The sequence below is a fragment of the Pseudomonas khavaziana genome, assembly GCF_019145205.1.
Taxonomy (GTDB): Bacteria; Pseudomonadota; Gammaproteobacteria; order Pseudomonadales; family Pseudomonadaceae; genus Aquipseudomonas; species Aquipseudomonas khavaziana.
Map to the genome: position 1 here is coordinate 57,980 of NZ_JAHSTT010000012.1, position 16,490 is coordinate 74,469.

General features: G+C 61.1%; 14 protein-coding genes. 4 read left to right on the top strand and 10 right to left on the bottom strand.

The window, feature by feature from the left end:
* Positions 1–8 precede the first annotated feature (8 nt).
* Positions 9–2,615: a leucine--tRNA ligase gene (gene leuS, locus KVH01_RS23545; RefSeq protein ID WP_217883101.1), complete on the bottom strand. Its 2,607-nt coding sequence runs from the start codon at positions 2,613–2,615 to the stop codon at positions 9–11.
* Between the two features lie 261 nt (positions 2,616–2,876).
* Here leuS and KVH01_RS23550 point away from each other — a divergent pair, with 261 nt between their 5' ends.
* Both KVH01_RS23550 and KVH01_RS23555 read left to right on the top strand, forming a co-directional pair.
* Positions 2,877–3,194 (top strand): hypothetical protein, encoded by a 318-nt coding sequence (locus KVH01_RS23550; RefSeq protein WP_217883102.1) that lies wholly within the window; start codon positions 2,877–2,879, stop codon positions 3,192–3,194.
* A 97-nt stretch (positions 3,195–3,291) separates the two neighbouring features.
* Positions 3,292–4,053: a YdcF family protein gene (locus KVH01_RS23555; RefSeq protein WP_217883103.1), complete on the top strand. Its 762-nt coding sequence runs from the start codon at positions 3,292–3,294 to the stop codon at positions 4,051–4,053.
* A gap of 125 nt (positions 4,054–4,178) precedes the next feature.
* Here KVH01_RS23555 and lnt read toward each other — a convergent pair whose 3' ends face one another.
* From lnt to miaB, 5 genes are all read right to left on the bottom strand, one after another.
* Positions 4,179–5,702 carry an apolipoprotein N-acyltransferase gene (lnt, locus tag KVH01_RS23560; protein ID WP_217883104.1) on the bottom strand — a complete coding sequence of 508 codons (1,524 nt, stop codon included), beginning with the start codon at positions 5,700–5,702 and terminating at the stop codon, positions 4,179–4,181.
* Between the two features lie 8 nt (positions 5,703–5,710).
* Positions 5,711–6,550, bottom strand: coding sequence for an HlyC/CorC family transporter (locus KVH01_RS23565; protein ID WP_005791724.1), 840 nt, complete (start codon positions 6,548–6,550; stop codon positions 5,711–5,713).
* A 42-nt stretch (positions 6,551–6,592) separates the two neighbouring features.
* On the bottom strand, positions 6,593–7,051 hold the full coding sequence (gene ybeY, locus KVH01_RS23570; RefSeq protein ID WP_043047964.1) for an rRNA maturation RNase YbeY: 459 nt from the start codon (positions 7,049–7,051) through the stop codon (positions 6,593–6,595).
* Positions 7,044–8,048, bottom strand: coding sequence for a PhoH family protein (locus KVH01_RS23575; RefSeq protein WP_043047963.1), 1,005 nt, complete (start codon positions 8,046–8,048; stop codon positions 7,044–7,046). Before KVH01_RS23575 ends, ybeY begins: the two co-directional genes overlap by 8 nt.
* Positions 8,049–8,267: 219 nt before the next feature.
* A complete protein-coding gene (miaB, locus tag KVH01_RS23580; RefSeq protein WP_217883105.1) occupies positions 8,268–9,596 on the bottom strand; it encodes a tRNA (N6-isopentenyl adenosine(37)-C2)-methylthiotransferase MiaB in 1,329 nt (442 codons plus the stop codon).
* Positions 9,597–9,726: 130 nt separating this feature from the next.
* On the opposite strand from miaB, the gene KVH01_RS23585 reads away from it, so the two are divergent.
* A complete protein-coding gene (locus KVH01_RS23585) occupies positions 9,727–10,053 on the top strand; it encodes a DUF1820 family protein (RefSeq protein ID WP_003194436.1) in 327 nt (108 codons plus the stop codon).
* A gap of 127 nt (positions 10,054–10,180) precedes the next feature.
* Here the strand turns inward: KVH01_RS23585 and KVH01_RS23590 are convergent, their stop codons facing one another.
* From KVH01_RS23590 to KVH01_RS23605, 4 genes are all read right to left on the bottom strand, one after another.
* On the bottom strand, positions 10,181–10,735 hold the full coding sequence (locus tag KVH01_RS23590) for a tetratricopeptide repeat protein (RefSeq protein ID WP_217883106.1): 555 nt from the start codon (positions 10,733–10,735) through the stop codon (positions 10,181–10,183).
* Between the two features lie 226 nt (positions 10,736–10,961).
* Positions 10,962–12,245 (bottom strand): glutamate-1-semialdehyde 2,1-aminomutase, encoded by a 1,284-nt coding sequence (hemL, locus tag KVH01_RS23595; RefSeq protein WP_217883107.1) that lies wholly within the window; start codon positions 12,243–12,245, stop codon positions 10,962–10,964.
* Positions 12,246–12,256: 11 nt separating this feature from the next.
* Positions 12,257–12,886, bottom strand: a complete 630-nt coding sequence (gene thiE, locus KVH01_RS23600; RefSeq protein ID WP_217883108.1) for a thiamine phosphate synthase — start codon at positions 12,884–12,886, stop codon at positions 12,257–12,259.
* Positions 12,887–12,918: 32 nt separating this feature from the next.
* Complete coding sequence (locus tag KVH01_RS23605; protein ID WP_217883109.1) at positions 12,919–13,716, bottom strand: hydroxymethylpyrimidine/phosphomethylpyrimidine kinase; 798 nt, start codon at positions 13,714–13,716, stop codon at positions 12,919–12,921.
* A 275-nt stretch (positions 13,717–13,991) separates the two neighbouring features.
* Here KVH01_RS23605 and KVH01_RS23610 point away from each other — a divergent pair, with 275 nt between their 5' ends.
* Positions 13,992–16,391, top strand: coding sequence for a hybrid sensor histidine kinase/response regulator (locus KVH01_RS23610; RefSeq protein WP_217883155.1), 2,400 nt, complete (start codon positions 13,992–13,994; stop codon positions 16,389–16,391).
* Positions 16,392–16,490: the final 99 nt, after the last annotated feature.

Consider the following 16,490-nt stretch of genomic DNA (forward strand, 5'->3'; position numbering starts at 1 on the left):
GATCCGATTTAGCTGGCGACGATGTTGACCAGTTTGCCGGGCACCACGATCACTTTGCGGATCGTCAGGCCTTCGGTAAAGCGCAGCACGTTCTCGTTGATACGTGCAGCGGCCTCAACCTCTTCACGGCTGGCGCTGGCCGGCATATCGATCTGGCCGCGCAGTTTACCGTTGACCTGGATGACCAATTGCAGCGTGTCCTGTACCAGGGCGCTGTCATCCTGCACTGGCCAGGCGGCATCGATTACGGCGCCGCTGTGGCCCAAACGGCTCCACAGTTCATGGCTGATGTGCGGCGTGATCGGTGCGAGCAACAGAGTAACTGTTTCCAGGCCTTCCTGGATCAGCGCGCGGTCAAGTTCTGTAGCCTGCGGGGCTTTTTCCAGCACGTTCATCAGCGTCATCACCTGGGCGATGGCGGTGTTGAACTTGTGGTGCTGCCCTACGTCCTGGCTGGCCTGGCGGATGGCCAGGTGGGTGCTGCGACGAATGGCTTTCTGCTCGTCGTTCAAGGCCGCGACGTCCAGCTTGCCCGGCAAGCCTTGGCTGACATGGGCATGGGCCAGGCGCCAGACGCGCTTGAGGAAGCGGTGCGAGCCTTCGACGCCGGAGTCGGACCATTCGGCGCTCATGTCAGGCGGCGAGGCGAACATCATGAACAGGCGGCAGGTGTCGGCGCCGAACTGGTCGATCATCGACTGCGGGTCGACACCGTTGTTCTTCGACTTGGCCATCTTCTCGGTGCCACCGATTTCCACCGGCAGACCGTCGGATTTCAGCTTGGCACTGATCACCTTGGCCTTGCTGTCACGCTCGAGCTCGACATCCGCCGGGTTGAACCAGGTGTAGGCACCATTGGCTTCACGGCGGTAGTAGGTCTCGGCGATCACCATGCCCTGGGTCAGCAGGTTCTTGAACGGCTCATCGGAACTCACCAGGCCTTCGTCGCGCATCAGCTTGTGGAAGAAACGCGCATACAGCAGGTGGAGAATGGCGTGTTCGATGCCGCCGATGTACTGGTCAACCGGCAACCAATGGTCGGCTGCGGTTTTTTGCACCAGGCCGCCTTCATAGTGCGGCGAGGCGTAGCGGGCGTAGTACCACGAGGACTCGACAAAGGTGTCCATGGTGTCGGTTTCACGCTTGGCCGGTGCGCCGCATTTCGGGCAGCTGCACTCGTAGAACTGCGGCATGCGCGCCAGCGGCGAGCCAGCGCCGTCCGGCACGACGTCTTCCGGCAGGACGACCGGCAGTTGGTCTTCCGGCACCGGCACGTCGCCGCAGGTCTCACAGTGGATGATCGGGATCGGGCAGCCCCAGTAGCGCTGGCGGCTGATGCCCCAGTCGCGCAGGCGGAACTGGGTGCGCGAGGCACCGAGGTTTTTCTTGATCAGCGCGACTTCGATGGCGTCGAAGGCGCCTTGGAAGTCCAAACCGTCGAACTCGCCGGAATTGATCAGGGTGCCGTGCTCGCCGTAGGCGTCCTGCCAGGGGGCCGGGTTGGTGTCGCCCGAGCTGGTGCGCACCACGGACTTGATCGGCAGGTTGTACTTGGTGGCGAATTCGAAGTCGCGCTCGTCGTGAGCCGGGACCGCCATGACAGCGCCATCGCCGTAGTGCATCAGCACGTAGTTGGCGACCCATACCGGCAGTTTGTCGCCCGTCAGCGGGTGTTCGACGAACAGTCCGGTCGGCAGGCCTTTTTTCTCCTGGGTGGCGACGTCGGCTTCGGCCACGCTGCCGCCTTTGCATTCGGCGATGAACGCCTGCAGCTCAGGGTTGTTCTGTGCGGCCTGGGTGGCCAGCGGGTGTTCGGCGGCCACGGCGACGTAGGTCGCGCCCATCAGGGTATCCGGACGGGTGGTGAAGACTTTCAGTGCACCGGCTTCGCCGATGGAATCGACGTTGTACGGGAACTGTACTTCCATGCCCTTGGATTTGCCGATCCAGTTGCGTTGCATGGTCTTGACCTGTTCAGGCCAGCCCGGCAAGTCATCGAGGCTCGACAAGAGTTCATCGGCGTAGGCGGTGATCTTGAAATAGTACATCGGGATTTCGCGCTTTTCGATCAGCGCGCCGGAGCGCCAGCCGCGGCCGTCTATGACCTGCTCGTTGGCCAGTACGGTCTGGTCGATCGGGTCCCAGTTCACGGTACCGCTCTTTTTATAGATCACGCCTTTTTCGAACAGGCGAGTGAACAGCCATTGTTCCCAGCGGTAGTAGTCCGGCTTGCAGGTGGTCACTTCGCGAGACCAGTCCACTGCCAGGCCCAGGCTGCGCAGCTGGGTCTTCATGTAGGCGATGTTTTCGTAGGTCCACTTGGCGGGCGCCACGTTGTTTTTCATCGCGGCGTTTTCCGCCGGCATGCCGAAGGCGTCCCACCCCATGGGTTGCAGGACGTTCTTGCCGAGCATGCGCTGGTAGCGGGAAATCACGTCGCCGATGGTGTAGTTACGCACGTGCCCCATGTGTAGCTTGCCGCTGGGGTAAGGGAACATCGACAGGCAGTAGTAAGTCTCCTTGCCTGGCTGTTCACTGACTTCAAAGGACTTCTGCTCGTCCCAGAAGGTTTGGGCGGCATTTTCTATTTCACGGGGCTGATATTGTTCGTGCATGGCTACTTTTGAACTGGATAGGGGTGGCCTAATCCTCTTCGGTGCACTGTCCGGGTTGTTCGACACCAAGAAGCGGCGCGTCCATGCCCAAACCCTGCGGGAAGTGGAGTTACAGGAAGCGCCGTAGCATACATGACCCCACTCTATCGAGGGAAACCCTGATTGCGCGGCAAGGGCCGTCTGTCGCGGCAGCGGGCAGGCACAGCAACGGGGGCTACGCTGTTTAGTGGGGAGCAAGTATTTCTTCAATGAGGTGAGGGGATGGTTGAATCGCAGCGAACTTTAACGAAACCGCAGTTGTATGAGGGACTGATCGACCGTTTGGGTCGGGCATTGGATGCCGCAAGAACCGCAGGCCGATTGCGTGGTGAACGGCCTCTGGAGCTGGAGTTGCGAGGCTTGAGCCAGGCGGAACTTGAACTGATCAAGAACTACCTGGAGTTGAATCACCACCGCGCCTCTCATGGGCAGGCCTCCCCGCCAGCCCAAGAGCCTCCTCGTTCGGCCAAGGTTGTCTGGCTGAAGGATCTGGCGGCCGGTCGCGGCCCGGAAAAATCCCGGTCCGTACGGTGCAAGTGAAGCACAGTGCTATCCGTTAATTTTCTCCAAGCAGGCTGGTAAAGATTGTCGCTCAACCCCGTTGCATCTAGGCTTCGGGCATCTTTGGAGATGCCCGATGCCTTTTCGCTATTTCATTAAACAATTGTTGTTGCCGCCCGGTATCTTTTTGCTGTTGTTGGCACTTGCCTGGTGGTTTCGTCGCAGTCGCCCGCGCCTGGCCGGATTATGCTTTGCCCTCGGACTGGGCGGGATGTGGTTGATCAGCCTGCCGGTAATGGTGCAATGGGGCGCCCGTGCCCTCGAGACTGAACCGCCTTTGGCTCGCGAAGAGTGGGCCACCCTGGCCCAGCGGGCCGATGCAATTGTGGTGCTGGGCTCTGGGCGTGAGCGTGGGGATATTGCCTGGGGCAGCGACCAGCCCACCGGCATTGGCTTGGATCGTGAGCGTTATGCGGCGCGATTGGCGAAAGCGTCCGGGTTGCCAGTGCTGACCAGTGGCGGTTTGCACTACGGCACGCCACCCAGTGAAGCTGAACTGATGGCTGTGTCGATGCAGGATGATTTCGGTGTCAGCGTACGCTGGAAAGAAGAGCGTAGCCGCACCACTTGGGAGAACGCCCAGATGAGCGCCGAGATTCTGTTGCCCCAAGGCATCAAGCGTGTGGTGGTAGTGACTCAAGCCTGGCACATGCCGCGTTCGGTATGGAGTTTTGAGAAGGCTGGCTTCACTGTGGTGCCCGGACCGGTGGGCTTTCTGGGCGTGGACCATGGCCGACCGCTCGGCGGCTGGATGCCGGAGGTCAAGGCGGTGTGGCAGAGCGGGCAGTTGATCAATGAGGCGGTGGGGCAGGTTGGGTATCGGGTGTTTTATCAGTAACACCGTAGGATAAAAATGTGGGAGGGGGCTTGCTCCCGATAGCAGTGTGTCAGTCAGTACATCTGATACTGACACTCCGCTAACGGGAGCAAGCCCCCTCCCACATTTGTTTGGTATTTGTCCGGTTAGACGGTTTTGGACATCCGGCCAGCCAGCAGGGCCCAGCCAAACAACCCCAGGCACACAATAATCAACGGCCACGAACGCCATTGCAGGTACGGCGTGAGGTTATGCATCGGCACCACTTCGCCGTAGAGAATGCCACGCTCGAATTGCGGGATCTGTGCGGTGATCTGCCCGAACGGGTTGATCAGCCCGGTCACGCCGTTATTGGTGGCGCGGATCATCCAGCGCCCGGCTTCCAGTGCTCGCATCTGCGCCATTTGCAGGTGCTGCAATGGGCCAATGGAGCGGCCGAACCAGGTGTCGTTGCTGATGGTCAGCAGCAGGTCGCTCTGGGCCGACAGGCCGGCAGCGAACTCCGGGTACACCACTTCATAGCAAATGAACGGCGCAATCTGATAACCCTTGGCCTGGAGCATGGCCTGGTCTGACGGGCCGCGGGCGAAATCGGACATCGGCAGGTCGAAGAAGGCAATCAGCCCGCGCAGCATATCCTGCAACGGCACGTACTCGCCAAACGGCACCAGCTTTTGCTTCAGGTACGTGCCGTCACCTTCACCGACCACGGTGATACCGTTGAAGTAGCGCTTCTGGTGGTGCACTTCCTGGCGAATCGGCACGCCGGTGATCAGCGCGGTATTCCGGTCGGCGGCAAACTTGCCCATCATCCCCAAATAGCCCTCGACGGACTCCTTGAGCACAGGCACCGCGGTTTCCGGCCATACCAGCAGGTCGACCCGCTTGGAGCTCAGGCTCATGTCGCGGTACAGCGCCAGTTGGGCATTGAGCTGCTCGGGGTCCCACTTCATGCTTTGTTCGACGTTGCCCTGGATCGCGGCCACGCTCAACGGGGCGCCCGAAGGCGAGGTCCAGGCGTGATGCTTGAGGGCCAGGCCGATGGCCCAGGGGGTCACCAGCAACACCAGGCCCGCGCCGATGAAGGCATTGCGCTTGCTCGCCAACAGACGCGGCAGGTTGCACAGCAGCGCGGCAGTCAGTGCCAGGGCGAAGGAAATCAGCCACATCCCGCCCAACGGCGCCAGGCCGGTCAGCGGGCCGTCGAGTTGGCTGTAGCCGGAGTACAACCACGGGAAACCGGTGAGGAACCAGCCACGAAACGCCTCCTGGCCGACCCATAGTGCCGCGAAGGTCAGGGCATCCGCCAATGGCGCCTCATTGCGGCGCAGCCAGCGCGCCCATAACCAGGCTGGCAGGGCGAAGAACCAGGCAATGGCGGCGGTGAACAGCAGCATCAGGAACCCCGCCAGCAGCACCGAAGCGCCGCCGAAGTGGTGGATACTGTAGTAGATCCAGCTGGTACCGGCGCCAAACAGGCCGAAGCCGAAGCACCAGCCGCGGCCCAGGGCCTGGCGGGGCGTCAGTTCGCGCAGGCCGATATAGAACAGGCCGACCGCCACCAGCGCCAGAGGCCAGATATCGAAGGGCGCCAGCGCCAGGGTAGTGAGGGCGCCGGCTACCACGGCCAGCAGGTTACCGGGCCAGCCGGGGCGGTTCAGGCGCTGCATGTCATTCCTTAGCGGGCAATAGGTGTCAAACGGATCAGATGGATACGACGACTATCGGCATTCAGGATGCGGAAGCGATAGGCGCCAATCTCGGTAGTTTCGTTACGCTTGGGCAGATGCCCGAACGCACTCATCACCAGACCGCCGACCGTGTCGAACTCGTCGTCGGAGAATTCGCTGTCGAAAAACTCGTTGAAGTTCTCGATGGGTGTCAGCGCCTTGACCAGGAAGTCACCGCTGGGCAGCGGCTTGATGTAGCTGTCTTCTTCGACGTCATGCTCGTCTTCGATGTCGCCGACGATCTGTTCCAGTACGTCCTCGATGGTCACCAGGCCCGCCACGCCGCCGTATTCGTCGATCACAATGGCCATGTGATTGTGGTTGGCGCGGAATTCACGCAGCAGCACATTCAGGCGCTTGGATTCAGGCACGAAGGTGGCCGGACGCAGCAGGTCCTTGATGTTGAAGCTGTCGCCATTTTCCTTGAGGATCAGCGGCAGCAGGTCCTTGGCCAGCAGGACACCCATGACGTCGTCATGGCTTTCACCGATCACCGGGTAGCGCGAGTGCGCCGAGTCGATCACGGCCGGGAGGAATTCCCGTGGGGTCTGGGTCGCCTTGATGCTGATCATCTGCGAACGCGGGACCATGATGTCCCGTACTTGCAGGTCAGCCACCTGGATGGCGCCTTCGACGATGGCCAGCGCTTCGCTGTCCAGCAACTTGTTCTGGTGGGCCTCGCGCAGCAGCTCCAGCAGCTCCTGGCGGTTCTTCGGCTCGTGGGCAAAAGCCTGGGTCAGTTTACCCAGCCATGACTTCTGCCCATTGCTCGATCGGTCTTCGCTCATAGCGATTACTCTAAATCCTTTGATATGACAGTTGAGTGTTGATCAGCTTTCGTCGTCTGCGTACGGGTCGCGATGACCCAGTTCGGCAAGCAACGTTCGTTCCAGTGCTTCCATTTCCTCGGCTTCGTCATCGTCTATATGGTCGTAGCCCAAGAGATGCAAGCAGCCGTGGATGACTAGATGGGCCCAATGGGCCTCAAGTTCCTTACCTTGTTCCTTCGCCTCGCGCTCGACCACTTCGACGCAGATCACCAGGTCGCCCAGCAACGGGATATCCAGCAGCTCGTCGGGTACGTCGGCAGGGAAGGACAGCACGTTGGTCGCGTAGTCTTTCTGGCGCCAGGTATGGTTCAGCTCGCGGCCTTCGGGCTCGTCCACCAGGCGAATGGTCAGTTCCGAGTCGGCGCTGCGCTGGCGCAGGGCCAGGGCGCACCACTCGCGGAACTGGGCTTCGCTGGGGGCGGGCGCTTCGGTGGCCAGCTGCAGGTCTAGCTCAAGCATCGCGGTGAACGTCCTTGGCCGGAGCGTCGTCCTTGTGGTCGAAGCGCTCATAGGCCTCGACAATGCGCTGCACCAGCGGATGGCGCACCACGTCCTTGGGCATGAAGTGCGTAAAGCTGATGCCCGGCACGTCCTTGAGCACCTCGATCACCTGCGCCAGCCCGGACTTGGTGCCCTTGGGCAGGTCGACCTGGGTGACGTCACCAGTGATCACGGCGGTGGAACCGAAACCGATGCGGGTGAGGAACATCTTCATCTGCTCGACCGTAGTATTCTGGCTTTCGTCGAGGATGATGAAGCTGTTGTTCAGCGTACGGCCACGCATGTAGGCCAGCGGGGCGATCTCGATCACCTGGCGCTCGATCAGCTTGGCGACATATTCAAAGCCGAGCATCTCGTAGAGTGCGTCGTAGAGCGGGCGCAGGTATGGGTCGATCTTCTGGGCCAGGTCGCCGGGCAGGAAACCAAGCTTTTCGCCGGCCTCGACCGCCGGGCGTACCAGCAGGATGCGTCGCACCTGCTCGCGCTCCAGGGCATCGACCGCACAGGCCACGGCCAGGTAGGTCTTGCCGGTACCTGCTGGACCGATGCCGAAGTTGATGTCGTTGCCGAGGATTTCCTTGACGTACTTCTGCTGATTCAAGCCGCGTGGGCGAATCATGCCTTTTTTGGTACGCAGGGCCACGCTGGCTTCGGCCACCGGGTTGTTGGCCAGGTCTTCCACGGCGGACTCCTGCAGGTACAGGTGCACCGTTTCCGGCGACAGTTCACTGCCCTTGGTCTCGCGGTAGAGGCGACGCAGCAGGTTTTCTGCAGACGTGGTGTGTTGAGGTTCACCAATGAGTTCGAACTGATTGCCGCGGTTGCGGATCTCGATGCTCAGGCGTTGTTCGATCAGGCGCAGGTGCTCGTCGAACTGTCCGCACAGGTTGGCGAAACGGCGAGCCTCAAAAGGCTCGAGGAGAAAACGATGGGGTTCTGCTATGGGTGCGTTCAAGGTTGCTTTTAGCCGCCCTTTGGCTGATGAGGTGAGAGAGAGAATAACGCCAGGCGCCGGTGTGCGAAAGCACTTAAATAGACTGAATGTGGCGCAGATCCCATGTGGGAGCGGGCTTGCTCGCGAATGCGCCAGTACATTCGATATTTATATTGGCTGACACACTGCATTCGCGAGCAAGCCCGCTCCCACATTTTGATCTTCATCCGGTCCGCGAGATCAGTTGATCAGCGAGCCGCGCAACGAGTGTGGCTGCGCCGCATCGATATGCACATCGGCAAACTGGCCGATCAGGGTTGGGTTGTCGCAGCGGAAGTTGACGATGCGGTTGTTCTCGGTACGGCCCTGCAATTCACCCGGGTCCTTTTTCGAGTAATCGGTGACCAGGATGCGCTGGATCGAACCGACCATTTGTCGGCTGATCTCGAAACCCTGTTGGTTGAGGCGATGTTGCAGCGCGTTCAGGCGCTCTTTTTTCAGCGCTTCCGGGGTTTCGTCCAGCAGGTCGGCCGCCGGTGTGCCGGGGCGTTGGCTGTAGACGAACGAGTAGGAGAAGTCGAAACCGACGTCTTCAATAAGCTTCATGGTCTGTTGGAAATCTTTCTCGGTTTCACCCGGGAAGCCAACGATAAAGTCCGAACTGATGCAAATGCCCGGTACCGCAGCGCGCAACTTGCGCAGCTTGGATTTGTATTCCAGCGCCGTGTGGTTGCGCTTCATCGCCGACAGGATGCGGTCCGAGCCCGATTGCACCGGCAAGTGCAGGTGCTTGACCAACTCCGGCACTTCGGCGTGGGCCTGGATCAGGCTGTCGGAGAATTCCAGCGGGTGCGAAGTGGTGTAGCGGATACGTTCGATGCCATCGACGGCGGCGACCACGCGGATCAATTCCGCCAGGTCGGCCAGCCGCCCGTCGTGGGTCAGGCCACGGTAGCCGTTGACGTTCTGGCCGAGCAGGGTCACTTCACGCACGCCGTTTTCAGCCAGGTGGATGATTTCCGACAGTACGTCGTCAAACGGCCGGCTGACTTCTTCACCGCGGGTGTAGGGCACCACACAGAAGGTGCAGTACTTGCTGCAGCCCTCCATCACCGACACGTAGGCGCTCGGCCCGTCGATGCGCGGTTCGGGCAGATGGTCGAATTTTTCGATCTCCGGGAACGACACGTCCACCTGGGGCAGCTTGGTGATGCGTGCGGCGTCGATCATGTCAGGTAGGCGGTGCAGGGTTTGCGGGCCGAAAACCACGTCGACATAGGGAGCACGATCGCGGATCGCGGCGCCTTCCTGGCTGGCCACGCAACCGCCGACGGCGATCACCATGTCCGGGTTGGCCAGTTTCAGTTCGCGCCAGCGGCCCAGCTGGGAGTACACACGGTCCTGGGCCCGCTCGCGGATCGAGCAGGTATTGAGCAGGATCACGTCGGCATCTTCGGCGCGGGCGGTGACTTCCAAGGCCTGGTGTTCGCCCAGCAGGTCGACCATGCGCGAGCTGTCGTACTCGTTCATCTGGCAACCGTGGGTTTCGATATAAAGCTTCTTGGCCATGGGAATCGTCAACTGGTGGTAAAGAACCGCGCATTATAGGGGGCATGCCCATCGGTTCCTAGCGCTGTGCATCGGGTGCCATGCTATAGTTCGCGCCCTCTTTTATATCCCCATGTGTTCCGCGCCCACCATGACCAAACGTGAAGCTCCAATCTACAAGGTGATTTTCCTCAACCAGGGCCAGGTGTTCGAAATGTACGCCAAGCAGATCTATCAAAGTGATCTGTGGGGCTTCCTGGAAGTGGAAGAATTCGTCTTTGGCGAGCGCACCCAGTTGGTCGTCGACCCGGGCGAAGAAAAGCTCAAGGCCCAGTTCGAGGGCGTGGTGCGCAGTTTCGTGCCGATGCATTCTATTGTGCGCATCGATGAAGTCGAACGCCTGGGTACTCCGAAGATCAGCGAGGCACGGGGCACGAGTAATGTCATGCCGTTTCCGATGCCGATGCCTGAGAAGTAGGGCGTTAAACCGCGTCGCGCCCTTCGCGAACAAGCCCGCGCCCACACTGACGGCATTTCAAATTTGAAACGCGGTCGAATCTGGGAGCGGGCTTGCTCGCGAAGAGGCCATCAAAAACGCTGAGAATTCAGGGCAGGGGTGAGAAGGGCGAGCGCCCATCGGCACTCTGCAGTTCCTGCAGGTAATTGCGGAAAATCTGCCCCAGCACCTGGGTGGCCACTTCCAGTTCATCGCGTTGCATGTGCTCGGCGACTTCGTCGGCAGTATCCAGTGCGTCTTCGGCGCCGTTGACCGCAGCCATTTTCAGCACGATGTACGCCTGGACGTTATTGGCCGGCACGCCTTCGCCGCGGAAGAACATCTTACCCAGCTGGAATTGCGCCTGGGCATGACCCTGCAACGAGGCTTTCTCGAAGTAGCTCAACGCTTTGTTGAGGTCGACGGCCGGGTTCTTGCTGTCATGGAAGAACTCGCCCAACTCGTATTGCGCCTGCGCATCCCCGTCATCAGCCTGTTTCTGGCACGCGCTCAGCGCTTCGGCCTGGCTGTCTGGCTGGGTATTGAGGGTGCAACGACCCATCGCTGGGATTAACAACGAGTTGCCGCCTGCCTGGGCATGTGCCAGCAGCGGCTGAAGGAGCAACAGGCAGCCCAGAACCAGGGTGCGGCCGGTGCGTTTCATGGGAATCGACTTACCTCTGACGGGGCACGCGGACCCTCGGGGGAGTCCAATCAGCGCGCATTATGAAATAAGCAGGCACCTGCTTACAAAGTCTTTACTCGTTTTTCTGCTGCTTGGGCAAGTTATCTGCCGGTTTGCAGGACAATTCTCGAAAAATGCAGGAAATATCTGTAGGCAAGGTAGCAAATCTGACGCTGCCAGGGGCAACGTCAGAGCGTGCCGTCACTTATTTCAGGGCCGCGAAGGCGCGTTCGGCAGCATCGAGGGTCAGTTTCAGCTCGGCTTCGCCATGTGCAATCGAGGTGAACCCGGCTTCGAAGGCACTCGGCGCCAGATACACGCCGCCTTCCAGCATCAGGTGGAAGAAGCGCTTGAACAGGTCGGCATCGCTGCCCATCACGTCATCAAAGGTGACGATCTCGTCGGCACCGCTGAAGTACAGGCCGAACATGCCGCCAGCCTGGGTGGTGACAAACGGGATACCGGCGGCATCGGCGCGTTGTTGCAGGCCATCAAGCAGGCGGGTGGTGTAGTCGGTCAGCTCGGCGTGGAAGCCCGGGCGGCTGATCAGGCGCAGGGTGGTCAGGCCGGCGGCCATCGCCAGCGGGTTACCCGACAAGGTACCGGCCTGGTACACAGGGCCCAGGGGAGCGATGTGCTGCATGATTTCGCGCTTGCCGCCGAAGCAGCCTACCGGCATGCCGCCACCGATGATCTTGCCGAAGGTGCTCAGGTCCGGCGTAATGCCGTAATGCGCCTGGGCGCCGCCGAGGGCGACACGGAAACCGGTCATCACTTCGTCGAAGATCAGCACCACGCCGTGCTTGTCGCACTGCTCGCGCAGACCCTCGAGGAAACCCGGGGCCGGCGGTACGCAGTTCATATTGCCGGCAACCGGCTCGACGATGATGCACGCCACGTCCTGGCCGACTTCGCTGAGCATCTGCTCGACGGCGGCGATGTCGTTGAACGGCAGGGTCAGGGTGTGCTTGGCGAAGGCTGCCGGCACACCGGCAGAGTTGGGCACGCCCTGGGTCAGCGCGCCGGAGCCGGCTTTCACCAGCAGGCTGTCGGAATGGCCGTGGTAGCAGCCTTCGAACTTGATGATGTTGTCGCGGCCGGTGAACCCCCGGGCCAGGCGGATGGCGCTCATGGTGGCCTCGGTGCCGGAGCTGACCATGCGCACCATTTCCATCGAAGGGACGATCGCGCAGACCAGGTCGGCCATCTCGGTTTCCATGGCGGTCGGCGCGCCATAGGACAGGCCGTGTTGCAGCTGCTGGCGCACTGCGTCCAGTACGTCCGGGTGGCTGTGGCCGAGGATCATCGGGCCCCAGGAGCCGACGTAATCAACATAGCGCTTGTCATCTTCGTCGGTGACGTAGGCGCCTTCGGCATGCTTGAAGAACAACGGCGTGCCGCCCACGCTCTTGAACGCACGTACGGGGGAGTTCACACCGCCGGGAATGTGTTTCTGGGCATTGGCAAACAGGGTTTCGGAACGGGACATGATCGGGCTCTCTAAGCTGAATATTTAAGAAGGTCGTTGAAGGCGCGGGCGCGGCGCGTGACGTCCTGGGTGCTGTCGGCACCGAACAGGCCGTGCACCACCGCCAGCAGGTCGGCGCCGTGGGCTACCAACGGTTCGGCGTTGTCCAGGGTGACGCCGCCGATCACGCAGATCGGCAACTGCAAGCGCGTGCGGGCCTGGGCCAGCATTTCAAGGGTGGCGGCAGGTGCGCCGGGTTTGGTCGTGGAATTGAAGAAGCGCCCGAAGGCGACATAGCTGGCGCCTTCCCTGGCGGCCTGTTCGGCCAGTTCGATCTGGTCATGGCAGGTGGCGCCGATGATCGCCTTGGAGCCCAGTAGTGCACGGGCCGGGGTCAGTGGGCCGTCGGTCTGGCCCAAGTGCACACCAACGCCCAGGCGCGCCGCCAGCTCGGCATCGTCGTTGATGATCAGTTGGGTCTTATAGCGGGAACACAATTCGTGCAGTTTCTCTGCCTCACGCAGGCGCCGCGCTTCGTCGCTGCTTTTGTCACGGTACTGCAACAAGGTCACGCCACCGTCCAGCGCAGCCTCGACGTAGGCGAGGAACTTGCCGGCCAAGAGCTGGCTGTCGGTAATGGCGTAAAGGCCACGTAGTTTCATCGGGCAAGCCCCTTGCTGTGACAGGCGATAGGTTACGAGCAGAAATCCAGCGGCAACCGGCGCGGCACGAACTGGCCCTGGCCGAGTTGCTCGGCGTCACGCAGAGCGCGCCAGGTGTAGTTGAGGGCCGATTGCACGGCGCTGGCCAAGCCTTCACCCTGGGCGATGCGGCCGGCCAATGCACTGGCCAAGGTGCAACCCGAGCCGTGATAGCTGCCAGGCAAGCGCTGGCAGGTAAAGATGCGGCGCGTGCCGTCGCGGCTGTACAGGCGGTTGTGCACTTCGTGCTCGTCGCCATGGCCACCGGTGATCAGCAGGTGCTTGATGTACGGCAACAGTTTCTCGGCACATTCATCGGCAGTACCGTCGGGTAATTCGGCCAGGATGCGCGCTTCCGGCAGGTTGGGCGTGGCGATCAACGACAGTGGCAACAGCCGCTCGCGCATTGCGTAGCCGACTTCATCCTTGCCCAGGCTACCGCCACCGCCGGCGCGCAGCACCGGATCGCAGACCACCGGCAGATGCGGGTGCGCCTGCAGCAGTTCGACCACGGTGTCGACCATCGCGGTGGAGCCGAGCATGCCCAGCTTGACTGCCGCCACTTCGGAGTCGCTGAGCACGGCATTGGCCTGGGCCATGACCCACTCGCGGTCAAGCACGCGGAAGTCACTGACATTGACCGTATTCTGCACGGTCAGGGCGGTGACGGCCGCAGCGGCGTGGCAGCCCTGGGCGAGCAGGGCTTCGATATCTGCCTGCAGGCCGGCGCCACCACTGGGGTCGTGGCCGGAGAGACAGAGGACAACGGGGCGAGAGCTGTAGATATTCATGGTGCGCGAGCTTACCACCAAACGCTTTTTGCGTGGCCGTCTGGCGATGGTTGAAGTCTGCCCGCAGTTACGACGTTTTTCTGCGGCTCGAACCTGCGGTTTAAATGCTGAAAGCCTCGATCCAGAGCCTTTCAAAAAAATATTTCAATGCTGTCCAATGGCCTTTAATGGCTATGCTAAAGTGCATCCAAACAACTTACTGTATCGCCGGTGTACGTCTTCTCAAAAGGAATGGGGGGCTTTTGACACAGCCGGACAGGCCACGCTGGGGCTTTATGCGCTATTTGCTGATCTTTATCTTGTGCGGGCTGCCAATGCTTGCCGGCGCCGTCGAGTTCAACCCGGACACGCGAAGCCTGCCGCTTGGCCAGGTCATGCAAGTGCTCGAAGATCCCACCGATACCCTCACCATCGCCGATGTCAGCTCCCCCGCCTACGCCGCCCAGTTCAAGACCCATGACAAAGCCACCCTCAACGCCGGTTACTCGCGCTCGGTGTTCTGGCTCAAGGTCAACCTGCATTACACCGCCAAGGATCCCCGTGCACCACGCGCCTGGTTTCTGGAGCTGGCCTACCCGCCGCTCAATCGCCTGGACCTCTACCAGAGCGACAGCGCCGGTTACTACCGGCTGACCGCCCGCACCGGCAGCGCCTTGCCGTTTTCCAGTCGTGAGATGAGCCAGAGCAACTATCTGTTCAAGCTCAACTTCCTGCCCGACCAGCAACAGACCCTCTACTTGCGCCTGCAAAGCCAGGGCTCGATCCAGGCGCCGTTGACGTTATGGGCGGGTACGGCATACCTGGAAGAACAGCCGCTGCGCTTGTATGTGCTTGGGGCGATCTATGGTGTGTTACTGGGCATGTTGATCTACAACCTGTTCATCTATCTGAGCGTGCGCGACACCAGCTACCTTTATTACATCCTCTATATCGCATCGTTCGGTTTGTACCAGCTCTCGGTGAACGGCGTCGCGGTGCAGTACTTCTGGCCCAACAACCCGTGGTGGGCGAACGCGGCGGTGCCGTTCCTGATCGGTTCGGCGGCGTTGTTCGGCAGCCTGTTCGCCCGCAGCTTCCTGCATACCGCGCAGCACAGTCGCTGGATCAACCGGATGCTGCTGGCGCTGGCGGCCTGTGGTGGGTTGGTAATGGCGCTGGCGCTGCTGACCAGCTACGCGGTGGCCCTGCGCCTGGCCACGGGCCTGGCGCTGGTATTTACCGTGACCATCTTTGTCGCCGCCATCAAGGCCTGGTACTGCGGGCAGCGTATGGCACGCTACTTCATCATAGCCTGGTCGGCGTTCCTGCTTGGCGGGGTGGTCAACACCCTGATGGTGCTGGGCTACCTGCCTAACGTGTTCCTGACCATGTATGCCAGCCAGATCGGTTCGGCCATTGAAGTGGCGCTACTGTCCCTGGCCTTGGCCGACCGCATCAACGGCATGCGTGAGCAGCAGGCGCAAATCCTCTTCGACGCCAGCCAGAAGCTCGAGGCGCTCAACCAGCAGCTGGCCCGCAGTAATCGCCTCAAAGATGAATTCCTTGCCACCCTGACCCACGAACTGCGCACGCCGATGAACGGTGTAATTGGTTCTCTGGAGTTGATGCAGACCGTCCCCCTGACCGATGACCTGGCGCAGTACCAACAAACCGCCGCTGGCTCGGCACGGGACATGATGCGTATGGTCAACGGCATCCTCACCCTGACCGAACTGCAGGCCGGCCGCCTGGTGTCGCAGCCCCAAGTGTTCAGCCTGCGGGGGGCGCTTGATACTTTGCGCCAGCAGTTTACCGCCAGTGCCCAAGCCAAGGGCCTGGAGTTTTCCATTGACGTCGCGGATGAACTGCCGGACCGGGTAATCGGCGATGCGGGCAAGTTGCTCCAATGCCTGGATTGCCTGTTGGACAATGCGTTCAAATTTACCCACATAGGCGTTGTGCGCTTGCGTGTGGTCGGTGTGCCCCAAGCGGATGGCAAATTGCACCTGAGCTTTATCGTGACCGACACCGGTATCGGCTTTGCCTTTCTAGACGAGGCCACGCTGTATCAGCGTTTCTTCCAGCTCGACGGCTCGACGACCCGCGAATACGGTGGCCTGGGCATTGGCTTGGCGATTTGCCGGCAGTTGATTGAACTGCAGGACGGGCGCTTGACCCATCATTCCGAGCCGCGCAAAGGCAGCCGCTTCCAGTTGGACGTGGACGTCGGCCTTGCGCCTGCGCAACCCAAGCAGCGCGCGCCGGGGCACCACGCCCAACGTTCGCCCCATGAATGCAAGGTGCTGCTGGTGGACGACAACAGCGTGGGCCAGTTGGCGGTGCGTGGCATGCTGCTCAAACTGGGCTACCGGGTTAAAACCGTGGATAACGGCCCGGCTGCACTGGCAGCACTGCAAGGTGAGCGTTTTGATGCAGTGCTGCTGGACGTGCCGGAGGGCGGTTTCTCGTTGTGCTGTCAGATTCGAGCTTTGCCCGGCTGCGGTGAGTTACCGGTGATCGCCCTGAGTAGCTCGCCCGATGGGCCGGAACGTGAGCGTTGCCTCGGCATCGGCATGACCGATCGCCTGGCCAAACCCCTGCGTTTCGATGCCTTGCAGACAGTGCTGGAGCGCCATGTGCCGTGCGCGACAGAGGGCGAAAGCGCCGAACATTCGGCGGGTATGCCACTTTTTTGAGCGTAAGGTCAGTGCTTAACTGAAATAACCGGCCTCAATCGAGCGGTGCCTTTTGTAGGAGCGAGCAAGCTCGCTCCTACAGACAGCCTGAAATCGACG

Bases quoted from the DNA above. Each gene is read 5' to 3' on its own strand.
- leuS (WP_217883101.1), bottom strand. From the start codon at position 2,615: ATGCACGAACAATATCAGCCCCGTGAAATAGAAAATGCCGCCCAAACC.
- KVH01_RS23550 (WP_217883102.1), top strand. From the start codon at position 2,877: ATGGTTGAATCGCAGCGAACTTTAACGAAACCGCAGTTGTATGAGGGA.
- KVH01_RS23555 (WP_217883103.1), top strand. From the start codon at position 3,292: ATGCCTTTTCGCTATTTCATTAAACAATTGTTGTTGCCGCCCGGTATC.
- lnt (WP_217883104.1), bottom strand. From the start codon at position 5,702: ATGCAGCGCCTGAACCGCCCCGGCTGGCCCGGTAACCTGCTGGCCGTG.
- KVH01_RS23565 (WP_005791724.1), bottom strand. From the start codon at position 6,550: ATGAGCGAAGACCGATCGAGCAATGGGCAGAAGTCATGGCTGGGTAAA.
- ybeY (WP_043047964.1), bottom strand. From the start codon at position 7,051: ATGCTTGAGCTAGACCTGCAGCTGGCCACCGAAGCGCCCGCCCCCAGC.
- miaB (WP_217883105.1), bottom strand. From the start codon at position 9,596: ATGGCCAAGAAGCTTTATATCGAAACCCACGGTTGCCAGATGAACGAG.
- KVH01_RS23585 (WP_003194436.1), top strand. From the start codon at position 9,727: ATGACCAAACGTGAAGCTCCAATCTACAAGGTGATTTTCCTCAACCAG.
- KVH01_RS23590 (WP_217883106.1), bottom strand. From the start codon at position 10,735: ATGAAACGCACCGGCCGCACCCTGGTTCTGGGCTGCCTGTTGCTCCTT.
- hemL (WP_217883107.1), bottom strand. From the start codon at position 12,245: ATGTCCCGTTCCGAAACCCTGTTTGCCAATGCCCAGAAACACATTCCC.
- thiE (WP_217883108.1), bottom strand. From the start codon at position 12,886: ATGAAACTACGTGGCCTTTACGCCATTACCGACAGCCAGCTCTTGGCC.
- KVH01_RS23605 (WP_217883109.1), bottom strand. From the start codon at position 13,716: ATGAATATCTACAGCTCTCGCCCCGTTGTCCTCTGTCTCTCCGGCCAC.
- KVH01_RS23610 (WP_217883155.1), top strand. From the start codon at position 13,992: ATGCGCTATTTGCTGATCTTTATCTTGTGCGGGCTGCCAATGCTTGCC.